Raw genomic sequence first — 18,772 nt, forward strand, 5'->3', positions numbered from 1 at the left:
CGTTGTCATTCTGGAAGAATCTTGTGGGCGAACTAAGAAAGCAATTATTCACGTCTAATCAACTTGTCGTTTCCGGCTTGTTTTTCAAAAAGTAGCCCAAAAACGGCGGCCAAAACTTAAACTTCTGCTTGTACTGCTCTCTGCTGATTTGGTTGCTGGTTATGGCGTTGTTGTTACCGCTTTTCTAGTTCGCCCACAAGATTCTTCCAAAATGACAACAGGGAGAAAGCATTAACGAAAAGCAATGAGCAATAAATTAACAATCAGCCATTCACTAAACCTTTCTTTTCAGCTCAAAATGCTTGCCCAGGTACACGCGGCGCACCTGCTCATCGGCGGCGAGCTCTTCGGCAGAGCCGGCTTTCAGGATTTTCCCTTCAAAAAGCAGGTAGGCGCGGTCTACAATGGAGAGCGTCTCGTTCACGTTGTGGTCAGTGATGAGAATGCCAATGTTCTTGGTTTTGAGCTTGGCCACAATGGTCTGGATCTCTTCTACCGCAATGGGGTCTACCCCGGCAAAGGGTTCATCCAGGAGCACAAAGCTGGGGTCAACGGCCAGGGCGCGGGCAATCTCTGTACGGCGGCGCTCACCCCCTGAGAGCACCACGCCTTTGTTTTTGCGCACGTGGGTGAGGGAGAACTCCTCCAGCAGCTCCTCTACCTTCTCTTGCCGCTGCTGTTTGTTCTTATCTGTCATTTCCAGCACAGACATGATGTTCTCCTCAACGGTAAGGTCTCTGAACACAGAGGCCTCCTGCGCCAGATAGCCCACGCCTTTCTTGGCACGGCGGTACATGGGCAGCTGGGTGATGTCTTCCTGATCCAGAAAAATATGCCCCGCGTTGGGTTTCACCAGCCCCACAATCATGTAGAACGAGGTGGTTTTACCGGCCCCATTGGGCCCCAGCAGCCCCACAATCTCTCCCTGGTTCACTTCCACGCTCACGTTGTTCACAACGGTACGGGTCTTATATTTCTTGAATAGATTTTCTGCGCGTAAGATCATTAGGGTAAAATTAGGCAATAAACCGCAATTGTTATACTGTAACGAAAAGAGCCGCCTGCTACGCATAGCAAACGCAGAAGGTTACCTGCTGCTTGGTATTTTTTAAACAACTTGATATAAATTTTTGATCATTTCTTGCATCAGAGCTTTAATCACCCTAACTTTTAATTCCCTTTAGTACAAATACTTATCTGTCATGCATGCATTAGTTGGTGCAGCCAGCCGTAGGGTAGCGGTGGCCGTAACTTTTTTAGTAATTTGTTTGGCGCTGCAAGGAGCGAAAACAGACAACCTTTCCTTTTTGCATGGAATTGATGTGTCTCGTTACCAGGCAGAGGTGAACTGGGCGCACGTGAAGGAGTCTAACATTGCCTTCGCCTTTATCAAAGCCACAGAGGGCAACTTTTTGAAAGACCGCTACTTTGACCGCAACTGGGAGTACAGCCGCCAGCATGGCATCAAGCGCGGTGCCTACCATTTCTTTTTACCCTGGGTACCCGCTGAAAACCAGTTGGAGCATTTCAAACGCACCGTGAAACTGGAACCCGGCGACCTGGCCCCGGTGCTGGACGTGGAGACCATTGCCAAAGACATTACAGACGCTGACCTGCGCAGCAACATACGCGCCTGGCTGGAAGGTGCCGAAAAGCATTACGGCGTAAAGCCCATCATCTACACGTACCAGGCATTCTATGACCGCAAGCTCAAAGGGTATTTCCCGGAGTACCACTTCTGGATTGCCCGCTACAAAGACATGGAGCCCAACGTTCACCCTGGTGACAAGATGGCGTTCTGGCAGTATTCTGAAAAGGGCCTGGTAAAAGGCGTTTCCTCACCCGTTGATGTGAACTGGTTTTACGGTGACCATGCGGCCCTGAGCAAGTATTGCGTTCCCGCCCCCGCGCCAGCAGCCCCCCAGCCAGAAGAAGCCCTGGCGCAGGCTGAGGCGTTTTAGGCCTGTTTTCAGAAAAACAGCCCCAAAACAGCCTGCATGTTTTAACAAAAAATTGAGGGCGCCCCTCTGCCTCCTATCAGGCAGAGGGGCGCTTTTTCCTTTTGGCAAGCAGCCAACCCACCACCAGGCCAACGGCTGCGCCCAGGTAGTACGGCCGTGCCGAAGAGACGGGAATGAATCTGGTCTTTTTGGCGGTGATGACAAAAACACCTTTCGGGATGGTGAGCAAACCGGCTCCGGCACCAGCGCCTTCCCCTTCTTCATCATTGGCACCGCCTACTTCTTTTCGGCCTAGCCCGTAACCGCCACCCAGCCCCAGCGCCACCTGCGCCACGGGTATGATGGTTTTGCCCTGGGCTTCTATGGGTGCCCCGAAAATATTTTGGATAGAGGCATTCTGGTTGAGGCTAGCCGCAACGGTACCGGTTGTATTTCTTTGTTCCGGTGAGGGGAGCGTTGGTTCCATATTGACTTCAGTTGGTTGTTCCTGCTTCTGTACCGGGTTTTTTATCTGAAAGTTGCTGTTGAGGTGGGGTTGGCGGGAAACAGAAACGCCCGGCCGCTTTTACGGCGGCCGGGCGTTTTGGACCTGTTTTTCTAAAAATAGGCCAGAAACAGGTTACTTCTCTGTAGTGGGCTGAGTCACGGTGGTGGTAGCCGGTTGCTGCCCGGGGGCAGGTGTGGCCGTGGCGGGTTCCTCAATCAGCTCCAGGCCGTATTCTTTGCCTTTGACTAGGGTAGGCACCCCTTTCTTCATCCAGGCGGGCTCTGGGGCACCTTTGAGGTAATGGTCAAAGAACTGCGACATGCGCACAGACAGGTCTTTGCGGCTTTTGCGCTGCATGAGGTTGTGGGCCTCGCCGTTGTAGACCAGCAGCCACACAGGCTTGCCCAGGCGTCTCAGCGCCATGAACATCTCAATGCCCTGGTACCACGGCACAGCGCCGTCATTGTCATTGGCCATCATCATGAGCGGCGTCTCTATCTTGGGCGCGTAGAACAGCGGCGAATTCTCAATGTACTGCATGGGCTTCTCCCATAGCGTACCGCCTATGCGGCTTTGGGTGCGCTCATACTGGAACTGGCGGCTCATGCCACTCTCCCACCGTATTCCGCCGTAGGCGCTGGTCATGTTGCTCACCGGTGCCCCGGCCATGGCGGCTTTGAACAGGTTAGTGCGGGTCACCAGGTACGCCACCTGGTAGCCGCCCCAGCTCTGCCCCTGTATGGCCATGTTCTTCTCGTCTACAAACCCTTTGGCGGCCAGCATCTGCACCCCCGGAATAATGCTGTGGTAGGCGCTTTCACCGGGGTAGCCGTCTTTGTACACAATGTCTGGCACAAACACCAGGTAGCCCTGGCTCACGAACAGCGGGATATTGATGGTAGACGCACTTGGGGCGGGTGAACGGTAGTTGTGCAGGGTCTCAGCGTTGCGCTCATAGAAATACACCAGCATGGGGTACTTCTTCTTCGGGTCAAAGTTCTCAGGCTTGAACAGCAGGCCGTCTAGCGGAATACCGTCATCTGAGCGCCAGTTCACCAGCTCTACGCTTCCCCAGAGGTATTCGCTCTGCTGCGGGTTGGCGTTGCTCACTTTCTCCGGATTGCTGAAACTGGTGTTGGTCACCCACACGTCTGGGTACTCCTGAAAGCTGCTCCTCCTGAAAATGAGGCGGTCACTGTCTTGGGCCTTGCGGATTCCTGTGTAACTGTACGGTTCCAGCAGGATTTTCTGCGGCGCCCCGGCCCTGGTCACATGGTCTGTGTAGAACCCAGAGCCCTTGGTTTTCAGGTCAAAGGTGCGCAGCAGGATTTTCTCATCTGCCGGTACGGTGCGTTGGGTTGGGTTCAGGCTCACGTACCGGAACTGCAGGTTGTTCTTTCGGCCAAAGCCATCTGTGATGTTCACAGCCGCCGCTTTCCCGGTGGGGTCCAGGCGCCAGATGTCATAGCGGTCGTTTACCAGCAGATGGGCGTCCTCTTTGGTCCAGCCGGTGAGGCCGTAATCATCTGGCAGCGCGGGAACGTCGTTCTGCTCGTCATAGAAGGCAACGTTCAGCTTATTGGTGAGGTTGACGGGTGTGCTGGCTTTCACGCCCATGGCCTTCCAGGAGCTGTCCTGGGGTTCATACCAGTACAGGTACTTCCCTTCAGGAGACAGTCTGGGGTTGCCGCGGGTGGCTTTCACCACCAGCTTGCGGCGGCCGTCTTTGAGGTCAATCAGCCATACATCTTGCTTAGAAGGGGTGTCATAGCCCACACTCAGGAGGTAATTCACGTTGCTGGTGCCCAGGGCCACATCTGCGCTACGGGTAGGGTTGAGTGACACGTCTGGGATTTCAGGCGTAGCCAGTTGCACCATTTTGTTTTTCTTGAGGTCATACACCGCCAGGAAAGAGCGTTTCTGCTCACGCTCCAGCTGCTTGAGCTGCATGGGCTGGATCAATGGGTCGCGGTAGGTCCAGATGTCCAGGCTTACTTTGTCTTCGTCCAGTTTGGTGGTGTCTTTCTCGTACTGCGTAGGGCGCGGGAACGTGCCAAAGAAAAGGCGGTCGCCTTTCTCGCTGAAGCCTAGCTGGGCGTGCTCACTCACCATGTACTTGGCGGGCATGCCTTTGGCGGCGGTGTCGGCCAGGGTTTTGGCGCGGCTGTCTTTGGCGGTCCAGTGCAGCAGCTGGAAGTAGCGCAGGTCTTTGCCCGTGCTGTCTTTGCTGGCCACAAAAGCCAGCTGCTCCCCCGCTTTGTCGGCCACCAGGTTCTTATACGTGACGCGGCCGCTGTCAACGGCCATAGATTTACGGGTGGCGGTGTTGAAGGCAAAGACGCCCGCCTTGTGCAGCGAGTCTTTCTCTGACTTCACCAGGAACAGGCGGTTGCCCTTTTCTGAGAACAGGTAGTCAGTGACCCGGTCAAAGCGGTATTCCTGGCCCGTAGGCAGGTGGCGGAGCACCAGCTCAGTGCCTTCGTCTTTTTTGGCGGTGGCGCCCCTGGCACCGCCTTTTGCGGCAGCCGCAGGAGCCGCGGCCGGTGCTTTGGCCTTAGTCGTGTCTTTGGCGGGTTTGGCCGGAAGCGGCGCCTCCAGATGATACGCCAGCCACTCCCCGTTTCTGCTGGGCAGTTTGTAGGATTTGACCCGCGCCACGTACTGCGTCTTGCCGCCTTCCAGCTGGTAAATGGCCAAAGAGTCTTTGGGCATCTCTTCTGGCTTCTTCTTTTTCAGCTTGGCCTGGCGCGTGGCCGCGTACTGGGGCTTGATCTGAAATATAGCAAAGCGGCTATCTTCTGTAAAAGCCTGTTTGTAGCCCCGGCTGAACTGTTTAGAGGTTTTGTTGGCCAGGTTTTGCAGGTGCAGCACGCCGTCTCCCTCCTGCGGGTTCACTGCGTACAGCAGGTATTTTCCGTCTTGGGAGAGGGAGTCGCCGTCAACGCTTTTCCAGCTGTCATAGACATCATGGGTCAGCGGCTTTTTGGCGGTGGTTTGCTGCGCCTGCACGGTCAAGGTGCCCACGCCCAGCAGGAGCCCGGCCAATAGGAGCTTTGTGTTCATCTGTAGTTGGGTTGTTTGTAGAGAGGCTGAAAATACACTTTTTTAATCAGGAGATACGAACGCATAGCCGGGTAAATCCTGTTTTGAGGCTGATTTCAGAAATACAGGCCAAAAACAGACGCCAGAGGGCAGCTCCCAGACGCCCCCCCGCCGGGAAGTGAATAAAAAAACTGCCAGAAGCCAGAAGAAACCTTCCGTTCCTGCTTACCCAGACCTGCTTCCACTGGTTTTTCTGCGGCAATGGAACAGCGGGTCAAACCCTGCCTGCAGGGTGCTGCCCGGTAAGCCAAAACTGCTTTGCCAGCCCCCGCTCTGCCCCTTCTGGGTACTGACCTATTTTCCTATATGTTCCAGGGGAATGGCGTATACGCCCTTACCAGGCCCCCAGCAAGAAGCGTGAGCAGGAAAAGATGCAAAAGGAGTTGCCGCCGTTTGCCAAACGGGACGTTCAGGATGAAGGGAAAACCTTATAGAACTTCAGAAAAGAACTCTGGCACAGACTTGCCCGGCCGCCAAATGCGTTTTGGGCCTGTTTTCTGAAAAACAGGCCCAAAACAGGCCTCAGAAAGTAATGCTTATTCCGCGAAGCGGATGTCTTTGATACGCAGCTGCAGGGTCACATTGCCCCTGAACACGTTCTCCTCAATGCAGTAGCACACGTCAAACGGGATACCTTTCTGGATGCGCGGGTAAAATTCGGCCATGCCGAACGCAATGGCGTCAAAGAACACGTCACCGTCTTGGGTGAGGCGCAGCTTGAGGTGGGCGTCACCCACCACTCTTGCTGAACCAGACTCATACACGCAGGTGCTCAGGAACACGGGGGCCATGTTGCCGGGGCCAAACGGCTCCATCTGTTTGAGAATCTTGAAGAATTTGGGCGTGATCTGCCTGAACTGCAGCGGCATGTCTATCTCTACCATGGGCACCAGCTGCTCCTCTTGAATGGTGCTGGCCACAATCTGCTCAAACTTCTCCCGGAACGCCGGCACATTCTCTACGGGCAGGGTGAGGCCCGCCGCGTACATGTGCCCGCCAAACTGCTCCAGCAGGTCTGAACACGCCAGAATAGCCTGGTGTACATCAAAGCCGTGCACAGAGCGGGCACTGCCGGTGGCTTTGCCGTTAGACTCAGTGAGAATGATGGTGGGGCGGTAGTATTTCTCTATGCAGCGTGAGGCCACAATACCCACCACGCCTTTGTGCCAGCTGTCTTTGAACAATACGGTGGAGCGGGCGCTGCGCAGAAAATCATCTTCCTCTATCATTTGCAGCGCCTCTTTGGTGATGCTCATATCATGCCCGCGCCGCTCTGAGTTGGAGATGTTGATGTTCTGGGCCATGGCGTGGGCTTCGTCTTTGGTTTGGGCCAGCAGCATGGCCACTGAGCGCTTGGCATCCCCCATGCGGCCGGCCGCATTGATTCTGGGCGCAAACCCGAAGACGATCTGCGTAATATCCAGCTCTTGGCGCAGCCCTGCCAGTTCACGCAGCGCCTCCAGCCCCGGCCGCAGCTGCCGGCTGCTGTTCATGCGCTGCAGGCCGTGGTAGGCCAAAATGCGGTTCTCGCCGGTGATGGGTACTATGTCTGCGGCAATGCTCACCACCACCAGATCCAGCAGCTGAAACAACGGCTCCTGGTCAAACCCCTGCTGCTGGCAGAACGCCTGCATGAACTTGAAACCCACACCGCAGCCCGCCAGCTCTTTGTACGGGTACGGGCAGTCAGCCCGTTTGGCGTCCAGCACGGCTACGGCCTCTGGCAATTCATCATCTGGCAAGTGGTGGTCACAGATGATGAAGTCAATGCCTTTCTGGTTGGCGTACGCTATTTTGTCAATAGATTTAACGCCGCAGTCCAGGGAGATGATGAGGGTGAAGTTGTGCTCCAGGGCGTAGTCAATGCCGGTAAAGGAGATGCCGTAGCCCTCTGCGTAGCGGTCTGGGATATAGTACTCAATGTTGTCCCTGAAAAAGGGCTGCAGAAAGCTGAAGACCAGCGCCACTGAGGTGGTGCCGTCTACGTCATAGTCGCCGTAAATGAGCACCCGCTCCTGCCGGTGCAGGGCGTCTACCAGCCGGTCAACCGCCTTGTCCATGTCTTTGAGCAGGAACGGGTTGTGCAGGTCATCTAACGAGGGCCGGAAAAAGGCTTTGGCTTCTTCAAAGGTACAGATGTTGCGCTGGCAGAGAATGCTGGCCAACGCAGAGCCAATGTTCAGGCTGTCAACAATATTCTGTACTTTTACGGCGTCCGGCGCTTCCTTAACAACCCATCGTTTCTGCATCTGCTGTCTGCGGCTTAATCTGTGGTAAGAGGCACAAAAATACGAATTCTGTGATAGAACCGGGCACTCCCTTTGCTACCTAAGTGTTGCAGCAGGGTAAATGATTCCATTTTAGCCTTACTTCGCGTGAAAAAACTGAAAGAGATTTACCACAAGTACAAAGACTACGGTTTGGTAGACGGCCTTATGTACCTGTCTTTCTTCCTGTTCCTGGCCCTTCTGTTCCTGTTTTTCAGGGACTAGCGTTTTGGGGCTGTTTTCTGAAAAACAGCCCCAAAACGCAATTTGCCCCTCTTCCCCGGTTTTATCTTTTTAATTCCCGCTCTCATGCCCTCACCTGTTTTCCCATCTGCCAAAAGTAAAATCATCAGTCTTGTGCTATGGGGGCCATGCTACTGCTGGTGGTGACCGTGGGGCAGGTGCTACTCACGCGGGAGTTCACAATAGGCTCCGTGGCCATGGCCGGGTTCCTGCTGCTGGTGCTGGCACTGCTCCTCTGGATCTGGTTTGGCACCTATTATATGATTGACGGCACTATGCTTGTCTATGCCTCAGGCCCTATCAAAGGGAAGATTGACATTCACACCATTACCCACATCAAGCCCAGGGAAAAACTTTGGTCTGGCCTGAAACCGTCTCTGGGCTTAGACGGTCTGGTGATTTATTACAACAAGTGGGACGAGATCTATCTGTCTCCTAAAGAGAAGGAGCAGTTTATACAGCAGTTGCGGCAGGTGAAGGAGGAGATTGTGGTGGAGGGGTAGTGCTCCCTCTGAAGGCTAGCCCTTTTTACGCTTAAAGCTGCAGCCTTACTTTTTAAACGAGACATAGTGCCCTGGCTCTTTGCCCTCCAGACTCTCAATGTGCAGCTCTGAGACCCCGTCAAACCTTGTTTTCGCCTCTTTTACCACGGCTTTTCTTTTTCCTGCAAAGATCAGAGTGTCATGCTGGAGTTTGAGGTTGTCTGAATGCAGGATATCCCCTAGCCGGTACCCGTGACTGTACTTCCAGGTTATGGAAGTTATTTCCTCCTTCTCCAGCTGGCAGGAAGCCAGTAAGAAGACCAGTATCCCGTAAATGTACCTCTTCATATCTTGCAGGTTTGTTTAGAAGCTTCTGTAAAAGTGGTAGCCAGACTTGTTCCCAGTACTTCAACTATCCTTCTTTCCACATGTGGGGAAAACTGTTTTTGGCCTGTTTCTGGAAAAACAGCCCGAAAACAGCATGCCCCACTGCAACGCTAGCCGGCAACTGCCTACACCCGGTCTCCCCGCAGCTTTCTGAGGCGCTTTCTGGCCTCAGCCACAAACACGCTGCCGGGGTGCTTCACCAGCAGCTGGTTGTAGAGTTCCTGGGCTTTCTCAGGCTGTTTCAGGTTCTCTTCATTGAGCTGGGCCAGCAGGAACAGGGCGTCATCTGAGAGAATGTCATATTTAGGGTTCTCTATGATCTTCTGCAGGTTCTGGGCGGCTTCTTCAAACTTACCCGTCTGTTGCAGCAATTCCGCCTTGCGGAAATAAATCTCATCGGTGAGGCTGTGGCCGGGGTGCTTTACCAACAGGCTGTCTAAGGCGGTTAGGGCCTCTGGGAACTTGTGCTGGAACACCAGAAAGTCTATGGCGGCGTATTCTTTGAGGGCCACCGCCGAGGTGTCTAAACCGGTATTGTCAATGATGAGCAGGCTCAGGTCAAGGGCGTCATTGGCGATCTCGCGGCTGGTGGCCAGCTTGAGAATGTCCAGATGGCTCTGGGCCAGTTCAAAGTCGCCTTTGTAGTAGCTGAGGCGGGCGTTTCGCAACTTGGCCTCATGCCCCAGCGGCTGCTCTTTATGGGATTTCTCCACCTGGCTGTAGAGCAAGGTGCTTTCCCACGGCTCCCCGCGCAGCAGGTACACATCTGCCAGCGCCAGCTTGGCTTCTGCCACCACGTTGGGCTGGGCCCGGGGCATGGCAATGACTTCCTGCAGGTTCTGCACGGCCTGCGCCTGGTTGTCCAGGTAAAACGCCTGCAGCTCCCCCAGTTCTTTCAGCACTTCGGCGGTGCGTTCATGGCGCCCTAGTTCCTGCAGCAGCTTCTCATAGTCTTGCGCCAGCAGCTTGATTTTTTCATAGTTCAGGGGGAACGTGTTCTTCACCTGCTCTTCCCGGGCTTTGATCACCCGCTGCCGGGCCACCGGATAGAGGTCACCGTTGGGGTACTGCTGCTGCAGGTAGGTGTAGCCCTCAATAGCGGTTTCAAAGTCTTTGTTCCGGAGGCTGATGTCTGCCAGGGCAAGCACGCGCCCGCCGCCGCCCTGGGTGCGCCGGTCCAGTGCCCGGGCCTGCAGAAGGGCCGGCCCGAAGTCTTTGCGCTGCAGCAGGGTCCAGATGAGGAGTTCGGCTACATCGGTGTCGTCTGGGTTGGCTTGTACGGCATCCATCAGCTTCTGCTCCAGCAGCGTAAGGGAGGCGTCATCTCGCAGGGCGTTCTGCAGCATGTTCTGGGCAAAGTTGAGCGGCACGCCGTCATTCTTTATCTGCCGCAGCACCTCTTCTATCAGGGCCTCTGTTTTGCGCTGGTACGCATAGAGCTGCATGAGCTGCGGGGCGAAGGTTTTCTCGCTGCCGCTGATCTGCCTCGCCTTCAGGTACGCCTGCTCCACGTACTCCATCTGGTCTGCCTGCTGAAAGCCGACGGCAATGCCGTACACATTCTCTGGGGTGGTACTTTGCACTACTTGCGCCCACTTTTTCTCAGCGACCGCGCCATTGCCGGAGGCTTGCAGCACCTTGCCCTCATCAATGTCATACTGGGGCACTGACGGGAATTTCTTCTGCGCCCGCTTCACCAGTTTATCAGCTTCTTTGTAGTTGCGCAGCGCCAGAAGAGTTTTAAGATAGTCTGGGTACACCAGGCCAAATTGCACATCCTGCTCAACCAACTGGCGCAGCAACACCTCTGCCTTCTGGTACTCACTTTGGCGCAGGTACTCTTTGGCCAGGGCCATCTGCTCCGGTACGCTTTGCGCAACAGACGGCAGCGGGCTCAGGCCAAAGCACCAGAAACCGATGAGCAGCATCACTAGGAACCTTCTCTTCATGGTATACATCCCTTATCTTCTGTTCTTTAACGTAACGGGCGGCTATACAATATACTGTTTTTGGCCTGTTTTTCAGAAAACAGCAAAACGCAGGTAAAAAAGAAGAGCCGCGCTGGTGGCGCGGCTCTTACCCTATTTAAAAAAGTCTCTATTGCTTAGAAGAAGCGTACGCGGTTGTCTTCAACATTGGCATTTTTACGTACCGCCTCATACAGGGCGCCCTGCACTCTACCGGCGCGCAAGCCCACCAGCTGCTGCTTCACGTTGTTCAGGTCAGTGATGGGAGGGGCTGGGGCAAGGGCTGTTAACTCTACCACTACCACACCACCTTCCCCTTCAATAGGCTGGGTACGCTGGCCTGGCTTCAACCCGAAGGCGCGGCCAATGGCTACCGGCTCAAAGCCTAAGCCTGGCACGTTGGCCGTAGCCAGGGTAACATCAGTGGCTGGGCGAACAATGGCATCTGGGCCGTATTTGGCAGCCGCCTGGTCTAAAGAACCAGAGATGGTACCTAGTTTCTCTTTGATCTTCTGTGCTTTCAATTCATTTCTCACGGCCGCGGTCAGTTCATCCCGGACATCTTCTACCTTGGCAGTGCCTTTCTCCCGCTTGCCGGTTAAGACCGCCACCACAAACTGGTCATCAAGGGTGATCACAGGGGAAACATCTCCCACTTCCGTGTCTTCGCCGTACGCCCAGCGCACCAGTTCACGGGCATTTGCCAGGTTGTTGATGTTACGGTCAGCCGCGGCAATGTTTTTGGCTTCAGCTTTAGACAGGCCTTTCTCTTTGGCTACTTCCTGGTTAAAGTCTTCCAGGCTTGAGCTGGCAGAGGCAAGGGCGCTGGCTCTGCTGTACGCATACTCGCGGGAGTTGTCGCTTGGGGTTAAGGCGCGGGTCAGCTGGGCTACCTGGTAGGTCTTGGTAGTCTTAGGCTCAGTGATTTTAACAATATGGTACCCGTAATCAGTCTCTACCAGGTTAGGCAGAAGACCGGCACCGGTGGCACCAAACACGGCTTTCTCAAACGCAGGCACCATACGGCCTTCAGTGAACCAGCCTAAGTCACCTCCCATAGAGGCGGTTCCGTCTGTACCGTGCTGGGCAGCCAGCTGGGCAAAGTTGGCGCCCCCTTTAATCTGGTTCAGCAGGTCCTGGGCTTTGGCTTTGGCCGCGGCTTTGGCCTCTGGCGTGGTATTCTCTGGTTTGATCAGGATATGGCTGGCGCGGGCAGAGGCAGCACCACCGTTCTTAGTGCCAATAATTTTGTACAGGCTGAAGTTGCCGTTCTGCACAAAGGGGCCGTAGATCTTGCCCTGCTCCAGAGACTCTTTCTTCAGCTCCTCAGGCAGCTCGTGCGCCGGAACAAACGCCCCGTTGAAAGGGGTGTCAGACTCAGCCTTCACAAACAGGGAGTCATTCTCAGTGGTGGCAAAACGGGAGGCCAGTTCTGCGGTCTCGGTTTGGTAAGCAGTGCTGTCTTCTTTAGAAGGTGCCACCGGTACGGTCACGTACGCAATAGAACGGCCTGCCTCTACTTCAAATTTCTTCTTGTTCTTGTTCAGGTACTCGCTCAGCTGATCATCTGTGACCTTGATGGTAGAATCAGCAATGCTGAAGTAAGGCACAAACAGATACGTAAGGCTGGCCTTCTCATTCTGCTCCTGGTTGTAACGCTTGGCTTCTGCCGTGGTCACGTAGTTAGAGAGGGTGAACAGGTTGTAGTATTTGTTGCGCAGGCGGTCTGTAGCCAGATCCTGCTCATATTTGTACCAGGCTGCCTGCTGCTCTGGGGGCAGGTTCTTCAGGTTGCGCAGGGTTTGCTTCACCTGCTCTACGTTGAATTGGCCGGTTTGCGGGTCAGTGAACATCTGCTTCAGGGCAGGGTGCACGTTCTTACCCTGTACCATGTCTACCAACTCCTCATCAGAGACGCCAATCCCCAGGCTCTTGAACTCATCTTCAAAGGCATACTTGAACACCAGTTGGTTCCAGGTCTGCTCACGCAGCGAAGCCATCTCGGCCTCACTTGGCTGGCGGCCGTACTGGTTTGCATAATTGTTTCTGGTCTCCTCAAACAAGGCTTCGAATTCCTGCACTGACACCTCATGCCCTGCAATCTCTCCTACTGTCATGTTGTTTCCGAACAATCTGGAATTTGGCCCCAGCAAATCTCCCAACACAATGAAAATGAGCAAGCCAATGGCAATCGCGCCAATGGCGAAGCCAGACTTCTCCCGAATCTTGTTAATTAATGCCATGTAATTAGTGAACGAAATTTATGCGTTATGCAAAATAATCTGAATAAGTGGTAAAATCAAAATATAAGTATCTAAAGAGCAGCTTATTCTTCTGCCGGTGACTGGCGTACTGACAAATGCACGGTGTTAATGCGGTGTTCATCCATTGATAAGATGCGGATCTCAAAGGGCGGCATCACCACCACGTCTCCCGTAGCGGGTATTTCCTCCAGTACAGACAAGATAAAACCACCCAAAGTTTCATAGTCGCCCTCTGGCAGATTAAGGCTATATTTTTCATTGAGGTAGTCTATTTCCTGGCGGGCACTGAAGAGGTAGCTGCCCGGCTCTGGCAGGGGCTGCTCCAGCAGGTCTTCCTCATCATATTCGTCATTGATATCGCCAATGATCTCCTCCATCACGTCTTCCAGGGTCACAATGCCGGAGGTGCCGCCAAACTCATCCAGCACCAGCGCAATGCTGCGGTGCTCAGTGATGAACATCACAAACAGCTCCCGCGCCAGCATTGCCTCGGGCACCGCTTCCATGGGCGTCAGGATCTCTTCAATGGTCTTTGGCTGGTTGAACAGGCTGAACTGGTGGCAGTACCCCAGAATATGGTCCAGCGACTCCTGGTAGATCAGGATCTTGGAATGGCCGGTTTCAATAAAGGCTTCGCGCAGTACTTCTATGCCTTCCTCCAGTTCAATGGCGTCAATCTCTGTGCGGGGCACCATGCACTCGCGCACCTTCACATTTTTGAATTCCAGGGCGTTGTGAAAGATCTTGCTGTCTACCTCATGGGCGGTAATCATGGCCAAGGTGGCCTCCTCTGCTGTCTGCAGCCTTACAGCAAAAGGTTGCAGGGTGATAGCATTTGCGTAGTTGTCAATTCTGTTTTCGGCCTCTTTTTCTGAAAACAGGCCAAAAACAGCCTGGAACAAGAGCGTGATGGGCGAAAACAGAATCAGGAGAAAGGCCAGCGGCGCGGCGCTCCACCGCAATAAGGCAGAAGGTGTGAGCAGGGCCACCCCTAGCCCCACCAGGGAGAGTAGCGCCCAAATAAGCAGAAAGGTACTTAAAGCGGCCAGCACCGCAGACACCACCGCCGGGAGCAACAGCTGCAGCACCGGGTACAGCAGCCCGTACAAGCCAAGGCTCAGAAGCAATACGCCAACGGTGTTTCCCAACTGTACCGTAAGCAGCGTCTGCCGCTCCCGTCTCAGCAGAAAGCCGGTCAGACTGGTGGCGCCTTCCTGGGTTTCCAGCTGAAGCAGCACCCTTTCAGCGTGCCGCAGGGCCACCTCTGCCATCTGGCAAAGCACCAGCAGCGGGGCGCCCACCGCAACCGCTATGTATAGTGAGAATTGCTCCATGGCCAAACAGACGCAGGGTTAGGTGTCTCTCCGCTCCAGGCGGAAAAGCATGACGAAAATGACAGACAGCATCAGGATCCAGTAGCTGTGCAAGATGCCGTTCACCATAGACTGGTGAATGCCTATCACCAACGTCACTACGGCCAGGGCTATGTAGATGGTTTGCTTCAGGTTCATTCGTTTAAGGTAAAGGACCCGGAGAATTTGTCCAGTTTGTAGTTAGAGAAGTCTTCATTGGCGGTGAGCCCCACCCCGGTTACCACTTCCTCGGCACTGGTGATGCGCACAAATTTGTCAGTAAAAATATTGCGCTTCTGGCGGTTCCAGTACAGTTCTTCTGTGTTCAACTGCTCGTTCTTCACTATGTTCTTCACCACCACGTCATTCCGGACAAAGTACTGGTCTTTGAGTTTGTCATACTTGCCGTACTTAGACGTCACCATGCTGGTAGGCACGCCGTTTTCATAGAATGTGATGTACAGGCCCTTGGGGTACAGAATATCACCGTTCTCCAGATCCTGCTGCAGGGGGGCGGTCATTTTAAGTTTAATCTGGGCGGAGTCTGAGTAGATGGTTACCTGGTTGTAGGTCTCAGAAACAGGGCCTTTGTAATTCACCGGCTTTACGTTGTCATCTGCGTTCTTACAGCCCACGCCCAGCGCGCCCACCAGCAAAAGCATACAAAAAGAAAGCTGAATCTTCATGGGTCTTTACTACAGAGCCTTTCTTATTACCTATAAATGCGTCAGATACCAAAACAACAGATGCGGGACCTATTGCGCTGGTATCTGACCGTTTGTTGAGTTATGTAATATACGCGTTCTTAGTCAAAGCGGCGTTTAATAAACCACTGGTTGCTGAACGAGATACCCAGAGATACTTTAAAGTATTCTTCTTTGATCCCGGTGCCTTTCACTTCCTGCATGCCAATGGCAAAACCGGTGTTGAGCAGCGCCTGGGTATAATCTGGCGGCCTTACCCCTCTACCCATGGGTATGGAGAAACCCCATGTCAGCCCCACGTCGCTTAGGTCCTGACCACCGCCGTCTGTCATGATCTCAGCAGATCTGTAGTAACCGCCAACGCGGTAGGTAACACGCTTGAAGAAGGAGCTCATAGAACCGGCGTCTGGGGTGATCTCGCCCCCTACGCCAATCTTGAAGCCATCGCCCAGTTCGGCCCGGCCGGCTCCTTTGTCTTGGCTGAAGCCTCTAAAGTCAGAGCCTTTGGTATACGTAAAGTCAGAGGTGGCTACCCAGTTCTTGTTGTTGTCCAGGGAGAAGCCCAGCTGCATCATCTGCGGAAGGGAGGTGTGCCCTTCTGTACTGTCTGTCACTACTCTGCCTATTACGGTCTCATCTAGCAGACGGCTCTCCAAGGCAACCTCACGGTCTGCGCCCAAAGTAGCCTGGGCGGCGTACTTCGCCCCCACCCCCAACACCAGTTTGGGTGACAGCTGCTTCAGGTAATGCGCCCCGCCGCTCAGCATCACCCCGGTGTATTTGGTACTGGTATGCACCACTGCTTTTCTGGGTATGTTCACACTGTCTGCCTTGTCTACCACCGTGGTAGCGGCTTCACGGTCAATAGTCCCAAACAGATAAGACCCGGCCAGACCCAGGGTCAGGCCCTTGCCAATTCTTACCCCGTTAGAGAAGTGCACCTCATTGATACCGCCAGACCCTCTGTACTCATTGTAGGCAGACACGTCTGGCTCCCCGTCATTGATAAGGTCTGGGGCGCCGGGAACGGGTTGTCTTACAAAGGTGTAGTAGTTGACACGGCTGTAGGGTTTCAGCCCCAGGGAGGCGGTCCAGCGGTTAGAGACCGGAATGGCCAGTGACAGCGAGTTGAAGTTTGCCTCCCCGTCTACCTGGGTGTTCTCCCCGTCAGACAGCCTTTTCAGGTCAGAAGAAACAGACACGTCAAAAATTACCCTTCTGTTATAATACAACAGGGCAGGGTTCTGATCATTGATAAGCCCATAGCTTGGGGAGGCAACTCCTACCTGCCCCATGCCCTGGCTCCGTACGTTGCCGGTGCCATGCAGTATGTCGCCCACCCCAAAACGTGAGTAGGGTGAGTTTGAAATTTGTTGCGCCTGTACCTGAGACCCCGCCACCAGGCAGGAAAACAAAAACAGCGCTCTGAAAGGCTTATACATTATACTCAAGAATACGGTTTAACCCGATCAAAACCAGTTCGGGAATAACAAAGATGCGTGCTTTTACTGTACTTTCAAAAAACGGGGCGTCACCGCCACAGAGAATGACCGTCAAGGGTTTGTACTGACTATCATAATACTGAATCATGGCCTCGGCTTCTGCCAGTACTCCGTAAAGGATTCCCCCTCTAATGGCTTCTTCTGTGGTTTTGCCCGGCCTGGGCGGCAGCTCATGCCCTTCCAGCAGCGGCAGCTTACCGGTAAATGCATGCACCGCCTGGTACCGCAGGCCAATACCCGGTGAAATGCTTCCGCCTTGATAGGTGCCATTTGCCTCCAGCAGGTCATAGGTGATGCAGGTGCCTGCGTCAATGACCAGGCAATGCCTGTCTTTGAACAGTACCTGCGCCCCAACCGCGGCAGCCAACCGGTCCACTCCCAGCGTGTGGGGCGTGCCGTAGTTGTTGTTCAGCGGCAGGGGAAGCTGGTTGCTCATCACCAGGGTCTCCCCCGCTACCGGCAGGTACTTGCCCAGTTCTACCGGCTCACTGCTCACAGAAGACGTAATGGCATGTTGCACAGAGACACCCGCCAGTTCTTGGGCCAAGGCCGGAAAACTGGCACAGGCAACCTGCCGCACCAAATGCCCGTCTTCAAAAAGACCGGCCTTGATGCGCGTGTTGCCCCGGTCAATTACCAGATTCAGCATTCTTTGAACGACAGATTACATAAAGTATTTCAGGCGCACCACTTCTTTTTCTGACAAGAAGCGCCAGTTGCCCCTTGGCAGGTCTTTTTTGGTCAGGCTGGCGTATTGCACGCGGTCCAGCGTAACCACGTCATAGCCCAGGCTTTCAAAGATGCGGCGCACAATGCGGTTGCGGCCAATATGAATCTCAATGCCCAGGAACTTGTTGCTTTCCCCCAGCAAGGCAATGTCATCTACAATGGCTTTGCCGTCTTCCAGCTCCAGGCCTTCCTGAATCTGAGCCAAATGATCTTTGGTGATTGGCTTGTCTAGCTCTACCTGGTAAATTTTAGACACCTTGTTAGAGGGGTGGGTCAGTTTCTGCGCCAGCTCACCGTCATTGGTGAACAGCAGCAGACCTGTGGTATTCCTGTCAAGCCGGCCCACCGGGAACAGACGCTCTTTAGAGGCGTTTTTCACCAGGTCCATCACAGTTTTGCGGCCTTCAGGGTCTTCTGTGGTGGTGATGAAATCTTTGGGTTTGTTCAGGAGCACATAAACTGTTTTTTCGCGGTTCAGCACTTTACGGCCATACTGCACAGTGTCTGACGGGGCCACTTTGTACCCCATCTCCGTCACCACCTGCCCGTTTACCTTGATTTCACCGGCGGCAATCAGCTCATCCGCTTCGCGGCGCGAGCAGATACCGGCGTTGGCAATGTACCGGTTGAGGCGCAAGTCTTCATTCCCGTAGTTCTCATCCCGCTTTTTACGGCGCTCCTCATAGCGTTTCAGGTTGTAGAAAGGGGCCTCCTGAACTTCTTCATCAGAACGGCCGAAGCGGTTCTCCCGGTTGCCTCTGCCTTCTCGCTCTGGGCGGTCTGTACGGCTGTTGCCGCGGTCAAACTTGCCATCGCGCTTCTGGAAAGAGGGGCGGTCATCACGGCCGCGGCTCTCCCGTGCCGGGCGGTCAAAGCTGCGGCTGTCACCGTCTCTGCGCGCGGGGCGTTCAACGTTGTTTTCGGCCTGTTTTCCAGAAAACGGGTCATTTTCACGGCGGGTGTCTGGGCGTCTGTCATCAGAACGCTGAAAACCCCGGTCCTCCCGGCGGCCGCCTTCGCGGTTAAACGGCCGGTTTTCCCGGTCGCCGCCTCTTTCTCTGCGGTCATCGCCGCCGCGGGCAAAACCGCCGCGCTCCGGACGGTCGCCAGAGAAGCCTTCTCTTTTGAAGCCACCTTCCCGGCGCTCGCCCCGTTCCTCTCTTCCACCGCCAAAAGATGGGCGGTCATTGTCACGGCGCTCACCGCCCCGGTTGAAACCACGCTCCTCGCGGTTCCCGAAAGAGCGGCGCTCGCCTCTCTCCCCGTTGCGGGCAGCGGCGTCTCTGCCGCTTTCCCAGTTGTCTTGGTTCATGCCGCGGCCACGT

At 54.5% G+C, this 18,772-nt stretch carries 15 protein-coding genes; 2 read left to right on the forward strand and 13 right to left on the reverse strand.

The genetic code is table 11. The annotated features are described in order from the left end of the window. Positions 1 to 274 precede the first annotated feature (274 nt). Positions 275 to 1,006, reverse strand: coding sequence for an LPS export ABC transporter ATP-binding protein (gene lptB / locus A8O25_RS06895; protein ID WP_066832555.1), 732 nt, complete (start codon positions 1,004 to 1,006; stop codon positions 275 to 277). Positions 1,007 to 1,307: 301 nt separating this feature from the next. Here lptB and A8O25_RS06900 point away from each other — a divergent pair, with 301 nt between their 5' ends. Beyond that, entirely contained in the window at positions 1,308 to 1,961 is a 654-nt protein-coding gene (locus tag A8O25_RS06900; RefSeq protein ID WP_066832558.1) for a glycoside hydrolase family 25 protein, read from the forward strand. Between the two features lie 76 nt (positions 1,962 to 2,037). On the opposite strand, the gene A8O25_RS06905 is transcribed toward A8O25_RS06900, so the two are convergent. From A8O25_RS06905 to recJ, 3 genes are all read right to left on the reverse strand, one after another. Beyond that, entirely contained in the window at positions 2,038 to 2,427 is a 390-nt protein-coding gene (locus A8O25_RS06905) for a spore germination protein GerW family protein (protein WP_066832560.1), read from the reverse strand. Between the two features lie 153 nt (positions 2,428 to 2,580). Further along, positions 2,581 to 5,511, reverse strand: a complete 2,931-nt coding sequence (locus tag A8O25_RS06910) for a S9 family peptidase (RefSeq protein WP_082893500.1) — start codon at positions 5,509 to 5,511, stop codon at positions 2,581 to 2,583. A 575-nt stretch (positions 5,512 to 6,086) separates the two neighbouring features. Next, positions 6,087 to 7,799 (reverse strand): single-stranded-DNA-specific exonuclease RecJ, encoded by a 1,713-nt coding sequence (gene recJ / locus A8O25_RS06915; protein ID WP_066832564.1) that lies wholly within the window; start codon positions 7,797 to 7,799, stop codon positions 6,087 to 6,089. A 380-nt stretch (positions 7,800 to 8,179) separates the two neighbouring features. Between recJ and A8O25_RS06920 the strand changes: the two genes are divergently transcribed. Next, entirely contained in the window at positions 8,180 to 8,563 is a 384-nt protein-coding gene (locus A8O25_RS06920; RefSeq protein WP_066832567.1) for a PH domain-containing protein, read from the forward strand. Positions 8,564 to 8,608: 45 nt separating this feature from the next. On the opposite strand, the gene A8O25_RS06925 is transcribed toward A8O25_RS06920, so the two are convergent. The 9 genes from A8O25_RS06925 to A8O25_RS06960 form a co-directional block, all read right to left on the reverse strand. Next, complete coding sequence (locus A8O25_RS06925) at positions 8,609 to 8,890, reverse strand: hypothetical protein (RefSeq protein WP_066832569.1); 282 nt, start codon at positions 8,888 to 8,890, stop codon at positions 8,609 to 8,611. 164 nt (positions 8,891 to 9,054) lie between these two features. Beyond that, on the reverse strand, positions 9,055 to 10,878 hold the full coding sequence (locus tag A8O25_RS06930; RefSeq protein WP_241498949.1) for a tetratricopeptide repeat protein: 1,824 nt from the start codon (positions 10,876 to 10,878) through the stop codon (positions 9,055 to 9,057). A gap of 155 nt (positions 10,879 to 11,033) precedes the next feature. Continuing rightward, on the reverse strand, positions 11,034 to 13,139 hold the full coding sequence (locus A8O25_RS06935; protein WP_066832573.1) for a peptidylprolyl isomerase: 2,106 nt from the start codon (positions 13,137 to 13,139) through the stop codon (positions 11,034 to 11,036). Positions 13,140 to 13,222: 83 nt separating this feature from the next. After that, a complete protein-coding gene (locus A8O25_RS06940; RefSeq protein WP_066832575.1) occupies positions 13,223 to 14,494 on the reverse strand; it encodes a hemolysin family protein in 1,272 nt (423 codons plus the stop codon). 18 nt (positions 14,495 to 14,512) lie between these two features. Continuing rightward, complete coding sequence (locus A8O25_RS23190; RefSeq protein ID WP_161947712.1) at positions 14,513 to 14,671, reverse strand: hypothetical protein; 159 nt, start codon at positions 14,669 to 14,671, stop codon at positions 14,513 to 14,515. After that, positions 14,668 to 15,198: an LPS export ABC transporter periplasmic protein LptC gene (lptC, locus tag A8O25_RS06945; protein ID WP_074987947.1), complete on the reverse strand. Its 531-nt coding sequence runs from the start codon at positions 15,196 to 15,198 to the stop codon at positions 14,668 to 14,670. The genes A8O25_RS23190 and lptC overlap by 4 nt, the downstream gene beginning before the upstream one ends. 119 nt (positions 15,199 to 15,317) lie before the next feature. Then, positions 15,318 to 16,658: a BamG family beta-barrel-assembly machinery protein gene (bamG, locus tag A8O25_RS06950; RefSeq protein WP_066832578.1), complete on the reverse strand. Its 1,341-nt coding sequence runs from the start codon at positions 16,656 to 16,658 to the stop codon at positions 15,318 to 15,320. After that, positions 16,651 to 17,367: a type III pantothenate kinase gene (locus A8O25_RS06955; RefSeq protein WP_082893501.1), complete on the reverse strand. Its 717-nt coding sequence runs from the start codon at positions 17,365 to 17,367 to the stop codon at positions 16,651 to 16,653. The genes bamG and A8O25_RS06955 overlap by 8 nt, the downstream gene beginning before the upstream one ends. Positions 17,368 to 17,382: 15 nt before the next feature. Beyond that, positions 17,383 to 18,759, reverse strand: coding sequence for a pseudouridine synthase (locus tag A8O25_RS06960; protein WP_082893502.1), 1,377 nt, complete (start codon positions 18,757 to 18,759; stop codon positions 17,383 to 17,385). Positions 18,760 to 18,772: the final 13 nt, after the last annotated feature.

The sequence above is a fragment of the Rufibacter ruber genome, from assembly GCF_001647275.1.
GTDB lineage: Bacteria > Bacteroidota > Bacteroidia > Cytophagales > Hymenobacteraceae > Nibribacter > Nibribacter ruber_C.